This window comes from Streptococcus sp. HMSC066F10 (assembly GCF_001813805.1).
Lineage (GTDB): Bacteria > Bacillota > Bacilli > Lactobacillales > Streptococcaceae > Streptococcus > Streptococcus vaginalis.
The window spans coordinates 94,975-116,617 of the sequence record NZ_KV813955.1; the positions used below are offsets into that span (position 1 = coordinate 94,975).

A 21,643-nucleotide genomic window follows, 5' to 3' on the forward strand; every position below is an offset into this window, starting at 1 on the left:
TTTTCGGTTACACTGAAAAATAAAAGAAGAGAAAGGAAACAGAGATGAAAATTACTCAAGAGGAAGTAACGCATGTTGCTCACTTGTCAAAACTAGCTTTTTCACCTGAAGAAACGGCAGAATTTGCGACAACTTTGTCAAAAATTGTGGACATGGTGGAGTTGTTAAACGAAGTTGATACGACTGGTGTGCCTTTTACATCAAATGTTGCGGAAAATGTCAACTATATGCGTGAAGATGTAGCAGTTGCAGGTTGGAATCGAGAAGAACTTTTCCAAAATGTACCTGAAAAAGAGCGAGGCTATATCAAAGTGCCTGCTATTCTAGATGACGGAGGAGACGCCTAATGACTTTGAATCAAAAAACAATTGAAGAATTGCATAATCTCCTTGTCAAAAAGGAACTTTCCGCAGTTGAGCTGACGAAAGCTACTCTGGAAGGTATTAAGAGTCGAGAAAGTGCAGTTGATAGCTTTATTACGATTAGTGAAGAAGAAGCCTTGGCGCAAGCAGCAGCAGTAGACGCGAAGGGAATTGATGCGGATAATTTTATGAGCGGGATTCCACTGGCTGTTAAGGACAATATTTCTACTAAGGGGATTTTAACGACAGCTGCGTCAAAAATTCTTTACAATTATAAACCAATTTTTGATGCAACCAGTGTGGAAAAACTCCATGAGAAAGACATGATTGTCATTGGTAAGACCAATATGGACGAATTTGCCATGGGCGGCTCTAGTGAAAATTCTTATTTTAAGACTACGAAAAATGCTTGGGACGCTACAAAAGTTCCCGGTGGTTCATCTGGTGGTTCAGCAACAGCAGTTGCTTCTGGTCAGGTTCGCTTGTCTTTAGGTTCTGATACCGGTGGCTCTATCCGTCAGCCAGCTTCCTTTAACGGAGTGGTCGGACTGAAGCCAACTTATGGCCGTGTTTCTCGTTTTGGACTCATTGCTTTTGGGAGCTCGTTGGATCAAATTGGACCTTTTTCTCGGACGGTTAAAGAAAATGCTCAGCTTTTGGGCGTAATTGCAGGAAATGATAAAAAAGACTCAACCTCTTCTCAACGAACTGTTCCTGATTTCACTAGTAAGATTGGTCAAGATATTAAAGAATTGAAAATTGCTCTTCCGAAAGAATATATGGGCGACGGGATTGATGAAAAAGTCAAGGAACGCATTTTAGCGGCTGCCAAGCATCTGGAAAGTTTGGGAGCGATTGTTGAAGAAGTTAGCCTGCCCCACAGCAAATACGGGGTAGCAGTCTATTATATCATCGCTTCTTCTGAAGCCAGCTCTAACTTGCAACGTTTTGACGGGATTCGTTATGGCTATCGGGCAGATGAGATTGAAAACTTAGAAGATGTTTATGTCAAGTCTCGTAGCCAAGGTTTCGGTGAGGAAGTGAAGCGCCGAATTATGCTAGGAACGTTTAGTCTATCGTCTGGTTATTATGATGCTTATTTCAAGAAGGCGGGTCAAGTTCGGACACTCATTATGCAAGATTTTGCCAAAGTATTTGAAAAGTATGACTTGATTTTAGGACCAACTGCGCCGACGGTTGCTTACGACTTAGGAACTCAAAGTCACGATCCAGTAGCTATGTATTTGGCTGATCTTTTGACCATTCCGGTCAATTTAGCAGGGCTTCCTGGCATTTCCATTCCAGCAGGCTTTGCGGAAGGTCTGCCGGTTGGGCTGCAATTGATTGGAAATCATTTTGATGAAGAAACGATTTACCAAGTAGCAGCAGCTTTTGAAGCAACGACAGACTACCACAAGCAAAAACCAGTCATTTTTGGAGGTGAAAAATAATGAACTTTGAAACGATTATTGGACTAGAAGTCCACGTTGAATTAAAAACAAATTCAAAAATTTTCTCACCAGCACCGGCTCATTTTGGGGAAGATCCAAATACCAACACCAATATCATTGACTGGTCTTTCCCAGGTGTCCTGCCGGTGATGAACAAGGGAGTTATTGATTACGGTATTAAGGCTGCTCTGGCACTCAATATGGATATTCATCAAAAGATGCACTTTGATCGCAAGAATTATTTCTATCCAGACAATCCGAAAGCCTATCAAATCTCTCAATTTGACGATCCGATTGGTTATAATGGCTGGATTGAAATCGAGCTAGAAGACGGGACGACTAAGAAAATTCGCATTGAGCGGGCTCATTTGGAAGAGGATGCTGGCAAGAATACCCATGGCAGCGACGGTTATTCTTATGTTGACCTCAATCGTCAAGGGGTGCCTTTGATTGAGATTGTTTCAGAAGCTGATATGCGCAGTCCAGACGAAGCTTACGCTTACTTAACAGCGCTCAAAGAAATTATCCAATACACGGGTATTTCCGATGTCAAGATGGAGGAAGGCTCCATGCGGGTGGATGCAAATATTTCTATCCGTCCTTATGGCCAAGAAGAGTTTGGAACCAAGACAGAATTGAAAAATCTTAATTCCTTCAATTTTGTTCGCAAGGGCTTGGCTTTTGAGGAAAAACGTCAGGCTGAGATTTTGCGTAGCGGTGGTCAGATTCGTCAAGAAACTCGCCGTTACGATGAAGCAACAGGTGAAACTCTTTTGATGCGGGTCAAGGAAGGTTCAGCTGATTATCGTTATTTCCCAGAGCCAGATTTACCAAACTTTGAGATTGATGACAGCTGGATTGAGGCGGTGCGTTCAGATTTACCAGCCTTTCCAAAAGAACGTCGGGCTAAGTACAAGGCAGATTTTGGATTGTCAGACTATGATGCTAAACAATTAACAGCGACGAAGAACATCTCAGATTTCTTTGAAGCTGCGGTGGCAGCAGGCGGAGACGCAAAATCTGTGTCAAACTGGCTCCAAGGTGAGGTCGCTCAGTACCTCAATGCAGAAGGTGAAACCATTGAAGAAATCGGTTTGACACCAGTCAATTTGACTGAAATGTTGAGTTTGGTGGCAGATGGTACGATTTCCTCTAAAATTGCCAAAAAAGTCTTTGTTCATTTGGCGAAAAATGGTGGTTCAGCCAAGGAATACGTTGAAAAAGCTGGCTTGGTGCAAATTTCTGATCCAGCACAACTATTGCCAATCATTCAGGACGTTTTTGCTAACAATGAAAAAGCTCTCAACGACTACAAGGGCGGCAACAAAAATGCAGCCAAGTCCTTGATTGGTCAGCTCATGAAAGCAACTAAAGGTCAAGCCAATCCACAAGTAGCTCAAAAACTACTTAATGAGGAATTGGCGAAGTTGTAAAATCTAAAAAAATCAGTCGTTTCGGCTGATTTTTTTGCTATAATCATAGAATGGAAAAGTTTGGGGGTAAGATATGTCAAAAATAGCAAAAGGCACCATTTTAACCTTAGTCGCAGGAATTGCATGGGGATTATCTGGAACGAGCGGACAATACTTGATGGCGCATGGATTTTCGGTTTTAGTTTTAACAAATGTCCGACTTCTAATCGCAGGGGCTTTGTTGGTATTGTATATGGTGCTAACTAATTGTAGAAAATTGATTGAGATGATAAAAGACCCAAAGGCGATGATGCCTTTGGCACTGTTTGTTTTATTAGGATTGTTGCTTAATCAATTTGCTTATTTAAAGTCTATTTATGAAAGCAATGCAGGAACGGCTACTGTTTTACAATATGTCTGTCCGGTGGGAATCCTTGCTTACACTTGTCTCAAAGACCGTGTTGCACCTACTGTGACAGAAGTATTGTCTATGATATTAGCGGTTGGTGGAACCTTTTTGATTGCCACCCATGGACAACTCAATCAGTTATCTGTCACACCTGCAGGACTGTTCTGGGGGCTGTTTGCCGCATTCACTTACGCTTTGTATATTCTTATTCCGATTCAGCTGATAAAGACATGGGGTAGTATTCCGGTGATTGGAGTGGGCATGATGCTAGCAGGCATTGTCTTAACGCCATTTAGCGGTATTTTGCGTTTTCATTGGCAGTTGTCAATGAAAGTATATCTGGCTTTAGTGGGGATTATTTTAGTGGGGACAATCCTCGCCTATACACTGTTTCTCAAAGGAACCAGTTTAGTCGGGCCTGTGAAATCTAGCCTTCTAGCGGCTGTTGAGCCTATATCGGCTGTATTTTTCGCCTTTCTCATTATGCACGAGCAATTTTATCTCGTAGATTTTGCTGGTATGTTTATGATTTTATCAGCGGTCGCTTTGATTTCTATAAAAGATTTGATATTGGAAAAAAGAAAAGGGATCTTATAAAAAGACAGAGCTGTTTATTTCACTCTGCCTTTTATTTTGAAAATAATTGCCAAAAGAAATCAATAATATACGTCACACCGTAAGTATAAATAACCAGTGTGATTGGTTTGCATAATACAATAATTATCATATATTTTTTAAAAGTCATTTTCGTAAGGGCAGCCAGCATGCAGAGAAAGTCTGCTGGGCTGATAGGCCAAATCATCATAAAGATGAAAAAACGCTCAAAACGATTGCCCTCATCCAGCCAGCCAATGTATTTGTCATAGGTGCGTTTGCTAACGACAGATTGGACAAAAGCCGGACCGTAGGTACGCGCCAGATAAAAAATAATAGCACAGCCGATGACGATACCGACATAATTATAAATGGTACCAATGATATGACCATAAATGAAGACACCAGCAACCGAAGTCAAAGCTCCAGGAATAATAGGAACAACTGTTTGTAGGATTTGCAGGAAAATAAAGAGTGGCGGTCCCCAAATGCCAGCTTGCTTAATAAAGGCTGACAGGGTTTCTTTGGATTGTAAAATGCCAGCATAATAGGCCCAGATACAGAAAATCACCGTACCAAGCGCTCCAATAATAGAAGACCAATTGATAAATTTTTGTAAAAAAGGGGAGACGGCAGCCATTTTCTTGCTCGTATTTGCCATAATGTCCTCCGTGTCAAATTCTCTATTTTAACTATAACATTTTTAAACAATTTTTGGCAAATTGTACATAAAATCGATGAAAAAATCTAGGGTGCGAAAACTCTTTTTTTATGTTAAAATAGGTAGAAGTATAATGTTTGGAGAGAAATGTGGCGATTGAAAATTACATGCCTGATTTTGCGATTGAGGCAGTTTATGATTTGACAGTTGAAAGTTTAAAAAAACACGGTATCAAGGCTGTTTTGGTGGATTTAGATAATACTCTTATCGCATGGAACAATCCCGATGGAACACCAGAAATGAAGCAGTGGCTCCATGATGTGCGCGATGCAGGGATTCGGATTATTGTGGTGTCCAATAACACTAAAAAACGAGTAAAACGAGCAGTTGAAAAGTTTGAAATTGACTATGTCTGTTGGTCTATGAAACCATTCACTTGGGGGATTGATCGGGCGCTGAAAGAATTTCATTTTGAGAAAAATGAAGTGGTCATGGTGGGAGATCAGCTCATGACTGATATTCGAGCTGCTCATAGAGCAGGAATTCGTTCGATTTTGGTCAAGCCACTGGTCGAGCATGATTCGTTAAAGACCCAGATTAACCGAGCTCGTGAGCGTCGTGTGTTGAAAAAAATCACTGAAAAATACGAACCGATTGAGTATAAAAAAGGAATTTAAACATGGAAGACATTCTTTGTATTGGGTGCGGAGCGCCGATTCAGACAAAATATAAGGATAGGCTTGGCTATACTCCTCAGTCAGCTTTGGAAAAGGGACTGGAGACGGGCGAATTGTATTGCCAGCGCTGTTTTCGTCTGCGCCACTACAACGAAATTACTGATGTGCAACTGACAGACGATGATTTTCTCAGACTTCTCCACGAAGTCGGCGACAGCAATGCTCTCGTAGTCAATGTAGTAGATATTTTTGATTTTAATGGTTCAGTCATTCCGGGTTTGCCACGTTTTGTGGCTGGTAATGATGTGCTGTTGGTCGGGAATAAAAAAGATATTCTTCCCAAGTCGGTCAAGACGAGCAAGGTTACACAGTGGCTGATGGAGCGGGCTCACGAGGAAGGACTGCGCCCTGTTGATGTAGTTTTGACTTCAGCTCAAAACAAGCAAGCGATTAAAGAATTGATTGAAAAGATTGAGCAATATCGAAAAGGTCGAGACGTTTATGTGGTCGGCGTGACCAATGTTGGTAAGTCCACACTTATCAATGCCATTATTCAGGAAATTACCGGGGATAAGGAAGTTATTACGACTTCACGATTTCCAGGGACGACACTGGATAAGATTGAAATTCCGCTGGCTGACGGCAGTCATATCTACGACACACCAGGGATTATCCACCGTCACCAAATGGCTCATTATCTGTCTGCTAAAAATCTCAAATATATCAGTCCGAAAAAGGAAATCAAGCCCAAAACTTACCAACTTAATCCTGAACAAACCCTCTTTTTAGGGGGCTTGGGACGCTTTGATTTTGTGTCGGGTGACAAACAGGGTTTTACGGCTTATTTTGACAATGAGCTCAAATTGCATCGCACCAGGCTTGCGGGAGCGGGGGAGTTTTATGAAAAACATGTTGGCTCTTTACTAACACCGCCCTCTAAAAAAGAAGTATCAGATTTTCCTCAGTTAGTCAAACATGAGTTGAAAATTGAAGCTAAAACAGATGTAGTTTTTTCAGGCTTGGGCTGGATTCGTGTAACAGGACCAGCAAAGATTGCAGCCTGGGCACCAGAGGAAGTAGCAGTGGTTACCCGCAAAGCCATTATCTAAGAGGAAATGGCTGTTAGAAAAATAAAGAGAAGATAAACGAAATAAGAAACAAAAGAGGAATCTATGTCATTAACATCAAAACAACGGGCTTTTTTAAATAGCCAAGCTCACAGTCTCAAACCCATCATTCAGATTGGCAAAAACGGTCTCAACGACCAGATTAAAACGAGTGTCCGTCAAGCTCTAGATGCTAGAGAATTGATTAAAGTAACTCTTCTACAAAATACAGATGAAAACATCCATGAGGTAGCAGAAATTCTCGAAGAGGAAATAGGTGTGGATATTGTTCAAAAAATTGGTCGTATTTTAATTCTCTACAAACAGTCTAGCAAAAAGGAAAACCGCAAAATTTCAGTAAAGGTAAAAGAAATTTAGAGGAAGCAGCCTATGGCAATTGAATTACTGACTCCCTTCACCAAGGTGAAGTTGGAACCAGAAGTAAAAGCAAAAAAAAGAAAGCAAGTTGGGATTTTAGGTGGAAACTTCAATCCAGTCCACAATGCCCATTTGGTCGTGGCTGATCAAGTTCGTCAGCAATTATGTTTAGATCAGGTCTTGCTGATGCCTGAGTATGAGCCACCACATGTTGATAGAAAATCAACGATTGATGAGAAGCACCGACTGAAAATGCTGGAGTTGGCAATTGAAGGCATTGAAGGTCTGGGAATTGAAACCATTGAGCTGGAGAGAAAAGGGATTAGTTACACCTATGATACGATGAAATTTTTGACGGAAAAACATCCAGATACAGATTATTATTTCATCATCGGAGCGGATATGGTAGATTACCTTCCCAAGTGGCATCGGATTGACGAATTAGTCGATTTGGTTCAATTTGTTGGGGTTCAGCGCCCCCGCTATAAAGCAGGAACATCTTATCCAGTTATCTGGGTAGATGTGCCGTTGATGGATATTTCTTCGAGTATGGTTCGAGCTTTTCTGGCTCAAGGTCGGACGCCGAATTTTCTCCTACCCAAGCCAGTTTTAGACTATATTAAGAAAGAAGGGCTTTACAATGGGATATGAAACTTATGTGGGAATTTCTCGTGAGCAACTTTTAGTCAAAATGCAGCAGCTTTTACCAGAGAAACGTTTTAAACATTGTCTGGGAGTGGAACAAGCAGCGATTGACTTGGCAGAGCGCTTCGGAGTAGATGTAGAAAAAGCTGGTTTGGCAGGTCTGCTCCATGATTATGCGAAAAAGCTCTCTGACGAAGAATTTCTGGCGCTGATTGATAAGTATGCTCTGAATCCAGCGTTGAAAGATTGGGGAAATAATGTCTGGCATGGCATGGTCGGCATTTATAAAATTCAGGAAGATTTAGGGTTGACAGATCCAGAAATTTTACGAGCTATTGAGATTCATACCGTAGGTTCTGCCCAAATGTCCGATTTAGATAAGGTGGTCTACGTAGCAGACTATATTGAGCCTAATCGGAACTTTTCAGGAGTGGAGCGGGCGCGTGAAATTGCTCACGTTTCGCTCAATCAAGCTGTGGCTTATGAAACGGCACATACAGTGGAACACTTGGCACACAAGGGCTTGCCTATCTTCCCACAAACTATTGAGACTTATAATGCGTATGTCGGCTTTATGAAAGATGATAAATGAAAACAGCTCTGTTAGTGATTGATATTCAAACAGCCTTGATAGAGGCTAAACCGTATGCTGTTGATAACTGCTTGTCTGTCTGGCAAAAAGCAATCGCCACTTGTCGTGAGACAAACATTGAGGTGATTTACGTCCGCCACAATGACGACGAATTACTGACAGGAAGCCATGGCTGGGAAGTTTACGGAGCTATTGCTCCAGAAGCTGACGAGAAAATCTTTGATAAGCATTATAATAGTGCTTTTAAAGAAACTCATTTACAGACTTATCTGGATAGCCAAGCTATTGAGCGGCTGATTATCATTGGCATGGCAACGAATTATTGCATTGATACGACTGTTAAGGTGGCGTTTGAATTTGGCTATAATTTGGCAGTTGTTAAAAATGGCACGACCACCTTTGCTGAAAGAGAAATTACAGCAGAACAATTAATGCAGCACTATGAAAACACTTGGAATGGACGTTTTGCCCAAGTGGCGGACTTAGAAGAAATTTTAAAAGAGGATTAAATGGATAAAAAAGAATTACTAGAATTGGTTGTCAAGGCAGCTGATGAAAAACGAGCAGAAGACATTACTGTGCTAGATTTGCAAGAATTGACGACGATGACAGACTATTTTGTCATTGCCAGCTCTATGAACAGCCGTCAACTAGAGGCTATTGCTGATAATATTCGTGAGAAAGTCACAGAAGCAGGGCAATCAGCTAGCCATGTAGAAGGAGACTCTGCTGGAGGCTGGGTGCTTTTGGATCTAGGCGAGGTGGTTGTTCATATTTTTTCTGAGGAAATGCGGAATCACTACAACCTTGAAAAACTTTGGCATGAAGCAACAGGTGTTGATGTTGCTGCTTTGTTGGAAACAAATAAAGGGTAAGGCTGGGGAAATTCCTCGGCCTTTCAATGACTAGAAAGGACAAGTGCCGTTTCGGTGCGATTTAATGTATGACAACTTATGAAACCTTCGCATCAGTCTATGATGCTATTATGGATGATAATCTTTATGATAAATGGACCGATTTTTCGCTCCGCCATTTTCCAAAAAATAAGAAAAAGCTCTTAGAATTAGCTTGTGGAACAGGAATTCAATCCGTACGCTTTGCCAAAGCTGGCTTTGATGTGGCAGGACTTGATTTGAGTGACGAGATGCTTGAAATCGCTCGTAAACGTGCCAAAGAAGCAGGTGAAGCCATGGAATTCAAACAGGGGAACATGCTTGATTTATCGCATGCTGGGAAATACGACTTGGTGACTTGTTACTCTGATTCAATTTGCTACATGGCCGATGAAGTTGAAGTCGGTGATGTCTTTCAGCAAGTTTACAACTGCTTGAATGAAGGTGGCGTTTTCATCTTTGACGTGCACTCAACTTACCAAACTGATACCGTTTTTCCTGGTTATTCTTACCATGAAAATGCTGATGAATTTGCCATGGTTTGGGATACATACGCCGATGAGGCGCCCCATTCAGTTGTGCATGAGTTGACCTTCTTCTTGCAAGACGAAGACGGGCGCTTCACACGTTACGACGAAGTCCACGAAGAACGCACGTACGAAATTCCGACCTATGATATTTTACTAGAACAAGCTGGATTTAAAACTGTTAAGGTCTATGCAGATTTTGAAGACCAAGCACCAATAGAAACAAGCAAGCGTTGGTTCTTTGTGTGTGAGAAGTAGGGGGAAAGAAAGCTTCTCGAAAATGGTGGGCTTTTTCTTTTGTGATTAGTTTGCTGTGGTATAATAGAAGTATTAAGTTGAAGTAGGTATTCTCTGAATTAATTTCTATAATTATTAGCGAATTGTTGGTTGTGCACGAGTGAAAGGAATCTAGCGATGCAAGAATTAAGAATAGATAGACACGAAGCTCAATATAGATACTATATTAATAGTCTCTTAGAGTTAGACCCAACTGATAAGGAGGTTAAACTGATTTATGATATCAAATTTTTAACTCCTTTTGTAGGAGCACTAGTTGCATCCTTTTTGAATAGCCAAGAGTATCATGTGATAAGTGAAATTAATGATGAGGGAAAGTAATCAGCTAGTTATGCGAAGAATAATAATTTCTTCCATTTTGCTGAAAGTGACAAAAACATTGATAATAGAAACAAGGATTTTTCAGGTTCTTTCACTCCTATTATGAAGACACCATTGGATACTTATTATCGAGCTGAGGATAATATAGTTGAAAATGTCTCTAAAAAAATTTCTAATGTATTATCTGCTGGTAATGATAAGGTATATAGAATTTTAGAGTATATTATTTCTGAATTATTCAGAAATATTCCGGAACATTCCCAATGTCTTGAGGGGTGGCACTGCTCACAGCATTGGGTACATGATGATTATATTGAAGCCGAGATTGCTTTAATTGATTATGGAAGAGGTTTTCGAGAAAGTTTAAACTCTACAAGTAAATTTCAAGTATTAGACGATGTTGAAGCGATACGACTAGCTTTAGAACCTGGTATAACTGCTGGTATCGTAGATAAGTCACATCTACGCGAAGGTGAAAAAACGGAATACCTTAATTCAGGTTATGGGCTATATGCTATTACAGAACTCTGTAAAGTTTTAAAAGGTCAATATGTTATTGTGTCCAGGGGGGCTATAGCAACTAAAAATGGTATTGAATATTTACGGGGAAATCTAGTCTTTCCAGGTACAGCTATTAAAATTAAATTAAGAATTCCCAATAAACTTAGCTATGATACTTTCAATTCAATATTACAAGGAATTATAAAAAAAGGTCAACATAGCTCTAAGTCAATAAAGGGAGCAATAAATATTGCTTCACCTAAGTCGAGAAGCATGGTAAATTATTCATTGATAATATTGCTTCTTTTATGCGGATGCATTTATATATATACTAAGGTATATGGATACTTTTTCAGTTTTTGGTACCCTGAGCGCTTTACTTAAGCAACAAAATTATTTTAGAATTGATGATATTGATATCTTTGACGGAAAAGTAGTAATTTTAGCCATTTTTTGAATTAATAAAAGAATCTTGTATGAATTTGTAAAGGAATGTTTTATGGTTAGTACCAAAGAGTTAAAATGTTATTTTTATCAATTAAATTCAAATTTTGAAATTAGACAAAAGATAAATAGCTATTTTTCAAAGTTAGCAAATCAAAAAAAATTAAAACAGAAACAATTTCTGATTTTAGCTACTATATCAAACATGATATTGTCAAAAAGGAGGAATACGTCTTATTTACAATCGCTAAAGTTGATACTCTTGAGGAAGTTAAATTAGATGATGTTGAAACTCAGGAAAGAAGTATTATTGATAAAGAAGAGACACAAGGATTAGCTAAAGATGCTCAATTTCTTTATAATTTTAAATCTGGAATATTAGTGCAAAAACGAGGTCAAGGACAAATAAATATAAAAGATTTTCAAATATTTATTTCTCAAAAACTTAATATTGACGATAGTGCATTCAAATTTTCACTTATTAAAGATGAAAATGGTTTAAAAAAACTTGATAATCTTAATCAAATTCACGACTTTGTTTTAAATGTTTCGATTCCAAAACAATTATCTCTTTTTGCAGATGATGTTGACGGCATCAATTCTGGTATAGAGTTAGCTAAAAAATGCAAGGAGACAGTGTAGATATTGCTATACATGGTGAAAGTTTATGTAAGCGAACTATAATTGATTCTGTTAAATTAGTAGGAGAATATCGTAAAAATCAAAATATGAAAGTAACCTCTCTTTCAATATATGGTGATAATGAAGTTATTGATTTGGTAAAATATAAGTTACAATATTACAAGAAATATTGTATAGATGAATTTTCGACAGAAGATATATATTCTTTTTTAGAAGAAGCATATGCCAATAAAAAAGATTATTTGAATTATTATGAAAATGAAGATAGTTAAAAGAAATATTCTAAAAATTGGTTACATAATAGTAGTTTTCTTTTTATGGAATGCCAAAGTGTATATAACTGATATAAATAATATAAAAGAAATTTCAGCAGCTTTTCAAGAAATTTTTATTTTCTTGTCAGGATCATTTTTAGCAATAGTTGGTGTAAACTCTTTTTTTCCTGAAAATAGGTTTATTAGGTCTTTGAGACAATTGAATGTAGATTTACATTTACTTAAGAAATTTATTAATTTAACGTTTTTTTCCATTGTTTTAGTTTTTTTGCCTTCTTTTTTGTTATTTTTTGATAAAAAAGATAATTCAATTTTAGGAAGAATACTGATAATTTTTGAAATAGTGGTATTTCTAATATTTTGTGTTGAATTAATTAAATTAGCAGTTCAAGTCAGAAAAATATTTAAACAAACGATTGAAGCTGAAATTACTGAAAGAAAAAAATAGTTGTAAAAGGAGCACCACATGACCATCACAGGCATTATCGCAGAATTCAATCCCTTCCACAATGGTCACAAATACTTGCTAGAGCAGGCTAAAGGTTTGAAAATTGTTGCCATGAGCGGCAATTTTGTCCAACGTGGTGAGCCTGCGATTGTGGATAAGTGGACACGCGCGGAAATGGCTCTGCGAAATGGCGCTGATTTGGTGGTTGAATTACCATTTTTGGTGGCTGTTCAGTCAGCTGACTACTTTGCACAAGGAGCAGTAGATATTTTAGAACGCCTTAGTGTGAATAAGTTGACCTTTGGCACGGAAGAGGTCTTAGATTATCAACACTTTTCACAGATTTATGGGGACAATCAACAGAAAATGGTGGACTACATACAAGATTTGCCAGATGATTTGTCTTATCCACAGAAAACGCAGAAAATGTGGGAAAAGTTTGCTGGTGTGAAATTCACAGGCAATACACCCAATCATATTTTAGGGCTTTCTTATGCCAAAGCTTGCGCGAATAAGGCTATCGAGCTTCTCCCAATCAAACGCCAGGGAGCTGGTTATCATTCACAAGAAGAAAATTTAAAATACGCTTCTGCTACGGCTCTTAGAGAGCGTCTTAATTGTCCAGATTTTTTGGAGAAATTTACCCCGGCTCATGAACTGCTGATTCAGTCTCCCAAAGTGACCTGGTCAGCACTCTATCCTTTGCTGCGTTACCAGATTATCAGTCATCCCGATTTGACGAGTTTTTATCAGGTTAATCAAGAACTTGCGGTGCGCTTGCAGGAAGCAGTGAAAACCAGTTATAGCGTAGAGGAGTTGGTCGAACAAGTCGCAACCAAGCGATATACGAAAGCACGAATCAGACGAATTCTGACTTATATTTTGGTCGGTGCAAGAAATGATCAGTTGCCTAGCGGTATTCATATCTTGGGCTTTACTCAAGCAGGTCGAGAACATCTTAAAAAGATGAAAGGGAAAACAGACTTCATCAGTCGCATCGGTCAAGAACCATGGGATTCCTTAACCCAGCGAGCTGATTGGATTTATCAGCTAGGGCACGCCCAACTAGAGGAGCAGAATTTTGGGAAAATCCCGATAATAGTAGATTGATACAAAATTATTTTATAGAGCTAGACATTGTCAATAATTTGCTAGTGAAATTCAACCTGACTTGTGATATAATAAGAAAGAGTGAAAAAGTGAAAATCTAAAGGAGAATATCCAATGGGACGTAAATGGGCCAATATTGTGGCAAAAAAGACTGCCAAAGATGGTGCAAACTCAAAAGTTTATGCTAAATTTGGTGTTGAAATCTATGTAGCAGCTAAAAAAGGAGAGCCAGATCCAGAATCGAACTCAGCTTTGAAATTTGTTATTGAACGTGCGAAACAAGCGCAAGTGCCAAAGCATGTCATTGACAAAGCACTGGATAAGGCAAAAGGAAATACAGACGAAACCTTTACAGAGGGGCGTTATGAAGGGTTTGGACCAAATGGTTCTATGCTCATCGTTGATACACTAACTTCAAATGTCAACCGTACGGCAGCCAATGTTCGCTCTGCCTTTGGTAAAAACGGTGGAAATATGGGAGCAAGTGGCTCAGTGTCTTATATGTTTGATAATAAAGGTGTGATTGTGTTTGCAGGAGACGATGCAGATAGTATCTTTGAACAACTGTTAGAAGCAGATGTAGACGTAGATGATGTAGAAGCAGAAGATGGAAGCATTACAGTTTATACAGCACCAACAGATTTGCACAAGGCCTTGACTGCTCTCCGTGAATCTGGTGTAGAAGAATTCCAAGTCACCGAATTGGAAATGATTCCGCAATCTGATGTGACCTTATCAGGTGAAGACTTAGAAACATTTGAAAAATTGTATGCTGTGTTAGAAGATGACGAAGATGTCCAAAAGATTTATACAAATGTAGAAGGATTTTAATAGTGAAGAAAGAGGTGCTTAGATACTCTTCTGAGCTTAAAAAGCAAATGAAGAGTCCGACAGCTACTGCGTCAAGAGTTTTTTACTAATACAGATTGAGACTGAGATAATTTTGTCCCAGTCTCTTTTTTTGTTACTTACTAATCTCTCAGTGTTTTTTAAGAAATTTAGTTATAAGACCGTAACGTAAATATGTTGAGCTAGTATCTTCTTTACTTTGATAGAGTAGATATGAAGTTTAGTAGAAAAGGTGGCTAGCTAATAATATGTAGTTGAAGAGTGAGGTTGTTTTCCAAGACTGCTTGTTGTAGCTTAGTTTATTCTAAAAATTCAAATAAGGAGCGTAAAAACAGACAAACCAGTGATAAACTATAAGTTGAGAGAAGTAAACTATTGGTCGATTGAGTTTGTAAGAAAAGGTGCTACAATATAATTAGCAAATGGAGGGAGGAAAAATCTAATGAAAAAACAAACACTAGGTATGATGATTTCATCATTAAGGAAAGCAAAAGGGATGACACAATTAGAACTGGCTGAAAAGATGGGGTCACTGATAAGGCTGTTTCAAAATGGGAAAGAGATTTATCCTATCCAGATATTAATACCATTCCTAAATTAGCAGACCTGTTTGATACATCGGTAGATGAGCTGATGCAAGGACAGACAGTGATGAAAGAAAACAAGAAAAATAGAAAATCTGATATTGTTGACACCGTGTTGAGAGGACTTGGAGTAGCCATGGGGATTGTTGTAGTGGTTTTATCTGCTTTAGGAAAAGTGGACACTAAGGCTGCACTGACAATGCTTGGACTTGGTTTAGCCAGCCTTTTCTATCTCCTCACTAAAGGATAGAAACGAATGAGAATAATTGTTAAAGGCGTTGGTGAAATAACTATCGCCTTTTCTGGTAAGTTTTCATATTCAGGTCATCTAGAGATTTTACATGGGGTTATATTACAATGGTAATAAGATTCTCGCAAGCGTCTGGGAACAGGGAAAAAGAGGAGGGGAAAATGGACGCTTTTAAGCATATCAATCCTAAGTTTTTAGTATGGTAAAGAATTATTCGGGTGCACAATTTGTCAAAGACCTTGTAGCTAGATTATCGTGGCAATTATTGCCTTACCATTGTCAATTGCTTTAGCGATTGTTTCGAGGGTCAATCCAGAGCAAGATCTTTATACAGCTGTTGTAGTTGGTTTTTTCATTCCCTTTTTTAGGTGGGAGTCGTGTTCAGATTGGTGAACTAATAGCTATTTTGTTGTTATCATTTATGGAATTATTGCGCAGTACGGTCTATCTGGTCTAACAGTGGCTACTTTCTTAGCTGGTCTAATGATCATCGGTGTGAGTTTGTTGCATTTTGGTGACCTGATTAAATTTATTTCAAAGACCATCACGGTTGGATTTGCCCTTGGAATAGCCGTTAGAATCATCGTTGGACAAATCAAGGACTTATTTTGTCTGAACAAGGTAAAAATGTCTTAATTCTTCGTATGCGCAGTGTGTCTGCAATGGATATTTCGGGATTGGATGCTCTTGAAGAGATCCTTGGCAAATGTCAACGAACAACCTTACCATGTCATGGAAAAAGCAAGCTTTATTGATAGAGTTGGTGCAGACAACTTTTGTGCTAATATTGATGTCGCTTTAACGCGCGCAGCTAGTTTAGAAAAGTAATTGAGTTTTCCACTATTCGTCAAATGTATCAATGTTTGGTAAAAATCGGATTTCGTTTAGCTCTACTTGATAAAGAAAATCTATCACTTTGATAAAAATCAAATAATAGTCAAGAAGGAAAATATTTGATATGATAGGATTTATCTTAATGAAAGAGGTTATGTAGGAATATGAAAAAAGTATTGAAATACTCTTCTTTAGTCGCTCTTGGATTTTTAACAGCAGGAATGTTAGCAGCGTGCTCTAATTCAAAGTCAGCTACTTCATCTGGGAAAACGGAAGTCAAAGTTGCAACGAATGCTTCACCCAAACCATTTAACTATGAAGAAAATGGTAAATTAACAGGTTATGAAATCGAAGTAGTTCGTGCAATCTTCAAAGATTCTGACAAATACAAGGTAAAATTTGAAACAACAGAGTGGTCAGGTATTTTCGCTGGTCTGGATAGTGATCGCTACAAAATGGCGGTCAACAATATCAGCTATACAAAAGAACGTGCAGGAAAGTATTTGTATGCAGCTCCAACTGCTAAAAATCCAAACGTTTTAGTGGTGAAAAAATCTGATAAAAGCATTCAATCGCTGGATGATATTGGTGGTAAAACAACAGAAGTCGTACAAGGGACAACGACTGCCGCACAATTAGAAAAATACAATCAAGCACATGCTAACAATCCAACAAAAATTAGCTATACAAAAGCGGATTTTCAACAAATTATGAGCCATTTAAACGATGGAAAGTTTGATTATAAGATTTTTGATAAAATCGGTGTTGAAACAGTCATTAAAAATCAAAAACTGGACAACTTGAAAGTGATTGATTTAGCAAGTGATCAACAACCTTATGTTTATCCGCTTTTAGCAAAAGGACAAGATGAGTTGAAAACATTTGTTAATAAGCGCATTCAAGAGTTGTATAAAGACGGAACTCTGGAAAAATTATCCCAAAAATTCTTTGGTGGTAGTTACTTGCCAGCTGAAGCAGATGTGAAATAAGAAAATGAAAAGCTAGCTGGTTTTCTTACAAAAATAGTTATAGTTTATAACTATACCCTTTGTTATGAAATAACAATTTGTCAATCAGCTAAATATGTGCGATACTATTTTCATAAGATTTTTAAAGGAGACAGAAAATGAAATTAAAAAAATGGTTTGGAATAACAGCTCTAGCATCTGCAGCAGTGATTGGTTTAGCAGCTTGTGGTTCAGGAAATAAAAGTGATAACGCCAAAACGGTTAAGATTGGTGTGATGACAAAGAGCGACTCAGAAGAAAAACGCTGGGACAAGATCCAAGAATTGTTGAAAAAAGACAATATTAAATTGGAATTTACAGAATTTACGGACTACTCGCAACCAAATAAAGCAGTTGCTGATGGTGCAGTGGATATCAATGCTTTCCAACATTACTATTTCTTGAACAATTGGAACAAGGAAAACAAGCAAGACTTAGTCGCAGCTGCTGAAACTTATATCTCACCCATTCGTCTCTACTCTGGTACCAAAAATGGAAAAAATAAATATACAAAAGTAGACCAAATTCCAAATGGTGCAGAAATTGCAGTTCCAAATGATGCGACAAATGAAAGTCGGACGCTTAATTTATTACAATCTGCAGGATTGATTAAATTAGACAAGTCTGGAAATGAATTGGCAACTGTGGCAAATATCAAAGAAAATCCGAAAAAATTGAAAATTACAGAATTGGATGCTAGTCAAACAGCTCGCTCATTGACTTCAGTAGATGCAGCCGTTGTAAACAATACATTTGTAACAGAAGCAAAATTGGACTATAAAAACGCTTTGTTCATTGAACCAAAAGATAAAAATTCAAAACAATGGTTTAATATCATTGCAGCCAAAAAAGATTGGGAAAAATCTTCAAAAGCCGATGCCATTAAAAAAATCATCAAAGCTTGCCATACAGATGAAGTGAAAAAAGTGGTTGAAGAAACATCAGATGGCTTAGACCAACCAGTTTGGTAATCTTGATTCTATTAGCTGTAGTTCAGTCTAAAAACTCAGTTGGTAATTCCAACTGAGTTTTGTCGCCATTTCTATGAGGAGAAAAGATGACATTTTCAAGTGAAGAAGAACAAATTAAAAGATTTGAAGAGGATATGGTGGCACAAGACTATATTGCCGTTTTACGGGCGTTGATTGCTAAAAAATCAATCTTCGCTCAACAAGTCGGTTTACAAGAAGTTGCTGCTTATCTGAAAGAAATTTTTACAAAAGCTGGTGCAGAGGTGGAATTAGATGAAAGCTATACAGCGCCATTTGTGATAGCAACATTTAAAAGTCAGAATCCAACAGCTAAGACAATTATTTTTTACAACCATTATGATACAGTTCCGGCAGATAGTGATCAAATTTGGACAGATGATCCGTTCACTCTATCTATTCGGGATGGTAGTATGTATGGTCGTGGAGTCGATGATGATAAAGGGCATATTATCGCACGTTTGACGGCTGTTCAAAAGTATTTACAAAAGCATAAGAGTTTGCCTGTCAATGTCATTTTTATGATGGAAGGAGCAGAAGAGTCTGCTTCGGTTGATTTAGAGAAATATCTAGAGAAACACAAATCTCTTCTACATGGAGCAGACCTGTTGGTTTGGGAGCAAGGAATTAAAAATTCTTTAGGTCAACTTGAAATTTCTGGCGGAAACAAAGGAATTGTGACCTTTGATATGAAGGTCCAAAGTGCGGAAGTGGATATTCATTCTAGCTTTGGTGGTGTGATTGATTCAGCTTCTTGGTACTTGTTGAACGCCCTTGCTAGCTTGAGAGGTAAGGATGGACGTATTCAGGTAGAAGAACTTTATGATCAAGTAATCGCACCTAATCAACGAGAGTTAGCTTTAGTAGAACAATACGCTCAACGCAGTCCAGAAGAAGTACAAGCTATTTATGGTTTGGAATTACCTTTATTACAAGAGGAGAAAAAAGCTTTTTTAAATCGAATTTTCTTTGAACCATCTTTGAATATTGAAGGAATTACTTCTGGTTACCAAGATCAAGGAGTGAAGACGATTCTTCCGTCAGAGGCTTCAGCAAAAGCAGAAGTTCGTTTAGTGCCAGGACTGGAACCACATAGAGTGTTAGAACTGATTCGCAAACAACTCGACAAAAATGGTTTTGATAAGGTAGAATTAGTTTATACTTTGGGAGAAATGAGCTATCGTAGTGATATGAGTGCACCGCCGATTTTAAATGTCATTGAACTAGCTAAAAAATTCTATCAAAAAGGAGTTTCTGTCTTACCAACTACAGCAGGTACAGGACCGATGCACACGGTATTTGAAGCACTTGAGGTACCAATGGTCGCCTTTGGACTTGGAAATGCGAATAGTCGAGATCATGGAGGTGACGAAAATGTACGCATTGCAGATTATTACACCCATATTGAATTAGTAGAGGAGCTGATTGCAAGTTATGAGTAAAGAAATGATTCAGTTAGATCACATTGATGTAACCTTTCAACAAAAGAAACGTCAGATTCAAGCAGTTAAAGATGTGACGATTCATATTCAAGAAAGAGATATTTATGGAATTGTCGGTTATTCTGGGGCTGGGAAATCAACCTTGGTTCGTGTCATTAACCTACTGCAAGTTCCAACGAGTGGGAAAATTATTGTAGATGATGATGTTCTTTTTGACAATAAAGTAACTTTGACAGCAGAACAGTTGCGTCGCAAACGTCAAGACATCGGCATGATTTTTCAACATTTTAATCTGATGAGTCAACTGACGGCAGAAGAAAATGTCGCTTTTGCGCTCAAACATTCTGGCTTATCAAAAGAAGAAAAGAAAGAAAAAGTGCGTACACTGTTGGAGTTGGTCGGTTTAGCAGATCGTGCTGAAAATTATCCTTCTCAGCTTTCTGGAGGGCAAAAACAGCGGGTTGCAATCGCGCGTGCCTTAGCAAATGACCCTAAAATCTTGATTTCTGATGAATCAACCTCTGCCTTAGATCCAAAAACAACTAAACAAATTTTAGCTCTTTTACAAGATTTAAATCAAAAGCTAGGATTAACAATTGTTTTAATCACCCATGAAATGCAAATTGTTAAAGACATTGCCAACCGTGTCGCAGTTATGCAGGACGGTCAATTGATTGAAGAAGGTTCTGTCTTGGATATTTTCTCTAATCCTCAGCAAGACTTAACAAAAGACTTCATTTCGACTGCAACAGGAATTGATGAAGCTATGGGCAAGATTGAGCAACAAGAAATTGTCAAACATTTGGCGAAAAATAGTCTCTTGGTGCAAATGAAGTACGCAGGAACCTCTACAGATGAACCCTTACTGAATGAAATTTACAAACATCATCAAGTTACTGCCAATATACTTTATGGGAACATTGAAATTTTAGGTGGAACGCCTGTTGGAGAACTGGTCGTTGTTTTATCTGGTGAAAAGGAAAATCTAGCAGCTGCTAAAACAGCCATTCGTGAAGCTGGTGTTCAATTGACAGTATTGAAGGGAGAAGCATAGATGGAAAATTTTATTCAAACATACTTGCCGAATGTTTATCGAATGGGTTGGAGCGGTCAAGCTGGCTGGGGAACAGCTATTCACTTGACATTGTATATGACAGTCATTTCTTTTATTATCGGCGGATTGTTAGGCTTAATTGCAGGGCTTTTTCTTGTTTTGACTGCTCCAGGAGGTGTCTTGGAAAATAAAATAGCTTTTTGGATTTTAGACAAAATCACATCTATCTTCCGTGCTATCCCATTTATTATTTTGTTAGCTGTTCTTTCACCTTTTTCACACTTGATTGTGGGGACTAGTATTGGACCAAATGCAGCTATCGTACCTCTTTCTTTTGCAGTATTTGCTTTCTTTGCTCGCCAAGTTCAAGTTGTACTCGCTGAGTTAGACGGCGGTGTTATCGAAGCAGCGCAGGCTAGCGGAGCGACTTTCAGTGATCTAGTAGGTGTCTATCTACGCGAAGGTCTGCCAGATTTGATTCGTGTGACAACAGTCACTCTCATTTCTCTCGTTGGCGAGACTGCAATGGCTGGTGCAGTCGGTGCTGGAGGGATCGGGAATGTTGCGATTGCTTATGGCTTCAATCGTTATAATAACGATGTAACGATTTTAGCAACAGTTATTATCATTGTACTTATCTTTGCCATTCAGTTTTCTGGTGATTTTTTGACTAGAAAATTAAGCCATAAATAGGATAGCTGAGATGATTGTTAGAGATAAACAATAAATATATAGAAAAATAATATAAAAGTTCTATGATAATAGGTCATAGAATTTTTATTTTATACATATTTTCTCTTTCGTATGACCAGTATAAGTATTTAGCAGTTTACAGGAGATAAGAAAGAGGAGGAAGGAAAAATTGGAAGAAAAAGTTTAAGAAAAATAA

General features: G+C 38.2%; 27 protein-coding genes and 1 pseudogene. 27 read left to right on the top strand and 1 reads right to left on the bottom strand.

The annotated features are described in order from the left end of the window. Positions 1-44 precede the first annotated feature (44 nt). From gatC to HMPREF2933_RS01050, 4 genes are all read left to right on the top strand, one after another. On the top strand, positions 45-347 hold the full coding sequence (gatC, locus tag HMPREF2933_RS01035) for an Asp-tRNA(Asn)/Glu-tRNA(Gln) amidotransferase subunit GatC (RefSeq protein ID WP_003026120.1): 303 nt from the start codon (positions 45-47) through the stop codon (positions 345-347). Beyond that, positions 347-1,813: an Asp-tRNA(Asn)/Glu-tRNA(Gln) amidotransferase subunit GatA gene (gene gatA / locus HMPREF2933_RS01040; protein ID WP_024052672.1), complete on the top strand. Its 1,467-nt coding sequence runs from the start codon at positions 347-349 to the stop codon at positions 1,811-1,813. Before gatC ends, gatA begins: the two co-directional genes overlap by 1 nt. Next, positions 1,813-3,246 (top strand): Asp-tRNA(Asn)/Glu-tRNA(Gln) amidotransferase subunit GatB, encoded by a 1,434-nt coding sequence (gene gatB, locus HMPREF2933_RS01045; protein ID WP_024052671.1) that lies wholly within the window; start codon positions 1,813-1,815, stop codon positions 3,244-3,246. The genes gatA and gatB overlap by 1 nt, the downstream gene beginning before the upstream one ends. A gap of 73 nt (positions 3,247-3,319) precedes the next feature. Beyond that, a complete protein-coding gene (locus HMPREF2933_RS01050) occupies positions 3,320-4,231 on the top strand; it encodes a DMT family transporter (protein ID WP_024052670.1) in 912 nt (303 codons plus the stop codon). Between the two features lie 31 nt (positions 4,232-4,262). Here the strand turns inward: HMPREF2933_RS01050 and HMPREF2933_RS01055 are convergent, their stop codons facing one another. Next, entirely contained in the window at positions 4,263-4,889 is a 627-nt protein-coding gene (locus tag HMPREF2933_RS01055) for a TVP38/TMEM64 family protein (protein ID WP_024052669.1), read from the bottom strand. A 149-nt stretch (positions 4,890-5,038) separates the two neighbouring features. On the opposite strand from HMPREF2933_RS01055, the gene HMPREF2933_RS01060 reads away from it, so the two are divergent. From HMPREF2933_RS01060 to HMPREF2933_RS01155, 23 genes and pseudogenes are all read left to right on the top strand, one after another. Further along, on the top strand, positions 5,039-5,566 hold the full coding sequence (locus tag HMPREF2933_RS01060) for a YqeG family HAD IIIA-type phosphatase (protein WP_003031000.1): 528 nt from the start codon (positions 5,039-5,041) through the stop codon (positions 5,564-5,566). A gap of 2 nt (positions 5,567-5,568) precedes the next feature. Then, entirely contained in the window at positions 5,569-6,675 is a 1,107-nt protein-coding gene (gene yqeH, locus HMPREF2933_RS01065) for a ribosome biogenesis GTPase YqeH (protein ID WP_024052668.1), read from the top strand. Between the two features lie 63 nt (positions 6,676-6,738). Continuing rightward, a complete protein-coding gene (yhbY, locus tag HMPREF2933_RS01070; protein ID WP_024052667.1) occupies positions 6,739-7,050 on the top strand; it encodes a ribosome assembly RNA-binding protein YhbY in 312 nt (103 codons plus the stop codon). Between the two features lie 12 nt (positions 7,051-7,062). Further along, the gene (locus tag HMPREF2933_RS01075; protein WP_024052666.1) at positions 7,063-7,701 is read left to right on the top strand and encodes a nicotinate-nucleotide adenylyltransferase; all 639 of its coding nucleotides are present in this window, start codon (positions 7,063-7,065) and stop codon (positions 7,699-7,701) included. Beyond that, the gene (gene yqeK, locus HMPREF2933_RS01080; RefSeq protein WP_024052665.1) at positions 7,691-8,287 is read left to right on the top strand and encodes a bis(5'-nucleosyl)-tetraphosphatase (symmetrical) YqeK; all 597 of its coding nucleotides are present in this window, start codon (positions 7,691-7,693) and stop codon (positions 8,285-8,287) included. Before HMPREF2933_RS01075 ends, yqeK begins: the two co-directional genes overlap by 11 nt. Next, on the top strand, positions 8,284-8,796 hold the full coding sequence (locus HMPREF2933_RS01085) for a cysteine hydrolase family protein (RefSeq protein ID WP_024052664.1): 513 nt from the start codon (positions 8,284-8,286) through the stop codon (positions 8,794-8,796). Before yqeK ends, HMPREF2933_RS01085 begins: the two co-directional genes overlap by 4 nt. After that, positions 8,797-9,162: a ribosome silencing factor gene (gene rsfS / locus HMPREF2933_RS01090; protein ID WP_024052663.1), complete on the top strand. Its 366-nt coding sequence runs from the start codon at positions 8,797-8,799 to the stop codon at positions 9,160-9,162. A 68-nt stretch (positions 9,163-9,230) separates the two neighbouring features. Further along, the gene (locus HMPREF2933_RS01095; protein ID WP_024052662.1) at positions 9,231-9,965 is read left to right on the top strand and encodes a class I SAM-dependent DNA methyltransferase; all 735 of its coding nucleotides are present in this window, start codon (positions 9,231-9,233) and stop codon (positions 9,963-9,965) included. 156 nt (positions 9,966-10,121) lie between these two features. Next, on the top strand, positions 10,122-10,325 hold the full coding sequence (locus HMPREF2933_RS01100; protein WP_024052661.1) for a hypothetical protein: 204 nt from the start codon (positions 10,122-10,124) through the stop codon (positions 10,323-10,325). A gap of 114 nt (positions 10,326-10,439) precedes the next feature. Next, entirely contained in the window at positions 10,440-11,210 is a 771-nt protein-coding gene (locus tag HMPREF2933_RS01105) for a hypothetical protein (RefSeq protein ID WP_042754121.1), read from the top strand. A gap of 441 nt (positions 11,211-11,651) precedes the next feature. Beyond that, entirely contained in the window at positions 11,652-11,912 is a 261-nt protein-coding gene (locus tag HMPREF2933_RS09570; RefSeq protein ID WP_024052658.1) for a hypothetical protein, read from the top strand. Continuing rightward, positions 11,894-12,184 (top strand): hypothetical protein, encoded by a 291-nt coding sequence (locus HMPREF2933_RS09575; RefSeq protein WP_024052657.1) that lies wholly within the window; start codon positions 11,894-11,896, stop codon positions 12,182-12,184. The genes HMPREF2933_RS09570 and HMPREF2933_RS09575 overlap by 19 nt, the downstream gene beginning before the upstream one ends. Continuing rightward, positions 12,165-12,635 carry a hypothetical protein gene (locus HMPREF2933_RS01115; RefSeq protein ID WP_024052656.1) on the top strand — a complete coding sequence of 157 codons (471 nt, stop codon included), beginning with the start codon at positions 12,165-12,167 and terminating at the stop codon, positions 12,633-12,635. Before HMPREF2933_RS09575 ends, HMPREF2933_RS01115 begins: the two co-directional genes overlap by 20 nt. Positions 12,636-12,653: 18 nt before the next feature. Continuing rightward, a complete protein-coding gene (locus HMPREF2933_RS01120) occupies positions 12,654-13,745 on the top strand; it encodes a nucleotidyltransferase (protein ID WP_024052655.1) in 1,092 nt (363 codons plus the stop codon). A 114-nt stretch (positions 13,746-13,859) separates the two neighbouring features. Beyond that, entirely contained in the window at positions 13,860-14,576 is a 717-nt protein-coding gene (locus tag HMPREF2933_RS01125) for a YebC/PmpR family DNA-binding transcriptional regulator (protein ID WP_024052654.1), read from the top strand. 651 nt (positions 14,577-15,227) lie between these two features. Next, entirely contained in the window at positions 15,228-15,428 is a 201-nt protein-coding gene (locus HMPREF2933_RS10240; protein ID WP_024052652.1) for a hypothetical protein, read from the top strand. 255 nt (positions 15,429-15,683) lie between these two features. Further along, positions 15,684-16,064, top strand: a pseudogene (locus HMPREF2933_RS10055) (SulP family inorganic anion transporter). 63 nt (positions 16,065-16,127) lie between these two features. Beyond that, positions 16,128-16,256: a hypothetical protein gene (locus HMPREF2933_RS10245; protein ID WP_255261429.1), complete on the top strand. Its 129-nt coding sequence runs from the start codon at positions 16,128-16,130 to the stop codon at positions 16,254-16,256. A gap of 170 nt (positions 16,257-16,426) precedes the next feature. Beyond that, a complete protein-coding gene (locus HMPREF2933_RS01135) occupies positions 16,427-17,251 on the top strand; it encodes an amino acid ABC transporter substrate-binding protein (protein ID WP_024052650.1) in 825 nt (274 codons plus the stop codon). Between the two features lie 137 nt (positions 17,252-17,388). Further along, positions 17,389-18,240 (top strand): MetQ/NlpA family ABC transporter substrate-binding protein, encoded by an 852-nt coding sequence (locus HMPREF2933_RS01140; RefSeq protein WP_024052649.1) that lies wholly within the window; start codon positions 17,389-17,391, stop codon positions 18,238-18,240. An 86-nt stretch (positions 18,241-18,326) separates the two neighbouring features. Further along, positions 18,327-19,700, top strand: coding sequence for a M20/M25/M40 family metallo-hydrolase (locus HMPREF2933_RS01145; protein WP_024052648.1), 1,374 nt, complete (start codon positions 18,327-18,329; stop codon positions 19,698-19,700). Continuing rightward, positions 19,693-20,754 carry a methionine ABC transporter ATP-binding protein gene (locus HMPREF2933_RS01150; RefSeq protein WP_024052647.1) on the top strand — a complete coding sequence of 354 codons (1,062 nt, stop codon included), beginning with the start codon at positions 19,693-19,695 and terminating at the stop codon, positions 20,752-20,754. Before HMPREF2933_RS01145 ends, HMPREF2933_RS01150 begins: the two co-directional genes overlap by 8 nt. Continuing rightward, the gene (locus tag HMPREF2933_RS01155) at positions 20,755-21,447 is read left to right on the top strand and encodes a methionine ABC transporter permease (protein ID WP_024052646.1); all 693 of its coding nucleotides are present in this window, start codon (positions 20,755-20,757) and stop codon (positions 21,445-21,447) included. The last annotated feature ends 196 nt before the right edge of the window (positions 21,448-21,643 follow it).

Excerpts from the sequence above, each read along its gene's own strand:
- gatC (WP_003026120.1), top strand. The coding sequence starts at position 45 with ATGAAAATTACTCAAGAGGAAGTAACGCATGTTGCTCACTTGTCAAAA.
- gatA (WP_024052672.1), top strand. The coding sequence starts at position 347 with ATGACTTTGAATCAAAAAACAATTGAAGAATTGCATAATCTCCTTGTC.
- gatB (WP_024052671.1), top strand. The coding sequence starts at position 1,813 with ATGAACTTTGAAACGATTATTGGACTAGAAGTCCACGTTGAATTAAAA.
- HMPREF2933_RS01050 (WP_024052670.1), top strand. The coding sequence starts at position 3,320 with ATGTCAAAAATAGCAAAAGGCACCATTTTAACCTTAGTCGCAGGAATT.
- HMPREF2933_RS01055 (WP_024052669.1), bottom strand. The coding sequence starts at position 4,889 with ATGGCAAATACGAGCAAGAAAATGGCTGCCGTCTCCCCTTTTTTACAA.
- yqeH (WP_024052668.1), top strand. The coding sequence starts at position 5,569 with ATGGAAGACATTCTTTGTATTGGGTGCGGAGCGCCGATTCAGACAAAA.
- yhbY (WP_024052667.1), top strand. The coding sequence starts at position 6,739 with ATGTCATTAACATCAAAACAACGGGCTTTTTTAAATAGCCAAGCTCAC.
- HMPREF2933_RS01075 (WP_024052666.1), top strand. The coding sequence starts at position 7,063 with ATGGCAATTGAATTACTGACTCCCTTCACCAAGGTGAAGTTGGAACCA.
- yqeK (WP_024052665.1), top strand. The coding sequence starts at position 7,691 with ATGGGATATGAAACTTATGTGGGAATTTCTCGTGAGCAACTTTTAGTC.
- HMPREF2933_RS01085 (WP_024052664.1), top strand. The coding sequence starts at position 8,284 with ATGAAAACAGCTCTGTTAGTGATTGATATTCAAACAGCCTTGATAGAG.
- rsfS (WP_024052663.1), top strand. The coding sequence starts at position 8,797 with ATGGATAAAAAAGAATTACTAGAATTGGTTGTCAAGGCAGCTGATGAA.
- HMPREF2933_RS01095 (WP_024052662.1), top strand. The coding sequence starts at position 9,231 with ATGACAACTTATGAAACCTTCGCATCAGTCTATGATGCTATTATGGAT.
- HMPREF2933_RS01100 (WP_024052661.1), top strand. The coding sequence starts at position 10,122 with ATGCAAGAATTAAGAATAGATAGACACGAAGCTCAATATAGATACTAT.
- HMPREF2933_RS09575 (WP_024052657.1), top strand. The coding sequence starts at position 11,894 with ATGCAAGGAGACAGTGTAGATATTGCTATACATGGTGAAAGTTTATGT.
- HMPREF2933_RS01115 (WP_024052656.1), top strand. The coding sequence starts at position 12,165 with ATGAAAATGAAGATAGTTAAAAGAAATATTCTAAAAATTGGTTACATA.
- HMPREF2933_RS01120 (WP_024052655.1), top strand. The coding sequence starts at position 12,654 with ATGACCATCACAGGCATTATCGCAGAATTCAATCCCTTCCACAATGGT.
- HMPREF2933_RS01125 (WP_024052654.1), top strand. The coding sequence starts at position 13,860 with ATGGGACGTAAATGGGCCAATATTGTGGCAAAAAAGACTGCCAAAGAT.
- HMPREF2933_RS10240 (WP_024052652.1), top strand. The coding sequence starts at position 15,228 with ATGCAAGGACAGACAGTGATGAAAGAAAACAAGAAAAATAGAAAATCT.
- HMPREF2933_RS01135 (WP_024052650.1), top strand. The coding sequence starts at position 16,427 with ATGAAAAAAGTATTGAAATACTCTTCTTTAGTCGCTCTTGGATTTTTA.
- HMPREF2933_RS01140 (WP_024052649.1), top strand. The coding sequence starts at position 17,389 with ATGAAATTAAAAAAATGGTTTGGAATAACAGCTCTAGCATCTGCAGCA.
- HMPREF2933_RS01145 (WP_024052648.1), top strand. The coding sequence starts at position 18,327 with ATGACATTTTCAAGTGAAGAAGAACAAATTAAAAGATTTGAAGAGGAT.
- HMPREF2933_RS01150 (WP_024052647.1), top strand. The coding sequence starts at position 19,693 with ATGAGTAAAGAAATGATTCAGTTAGATCACATTGATGTAACCTTTCAA.
- HMPREF2933_RS01155 (WP_024052646.1), top strand. The coding sequence starts at position 20,755 with ATGGAAAATTTTATTCAAACATACTTGCCGAATGTTTATCGAATGGGT.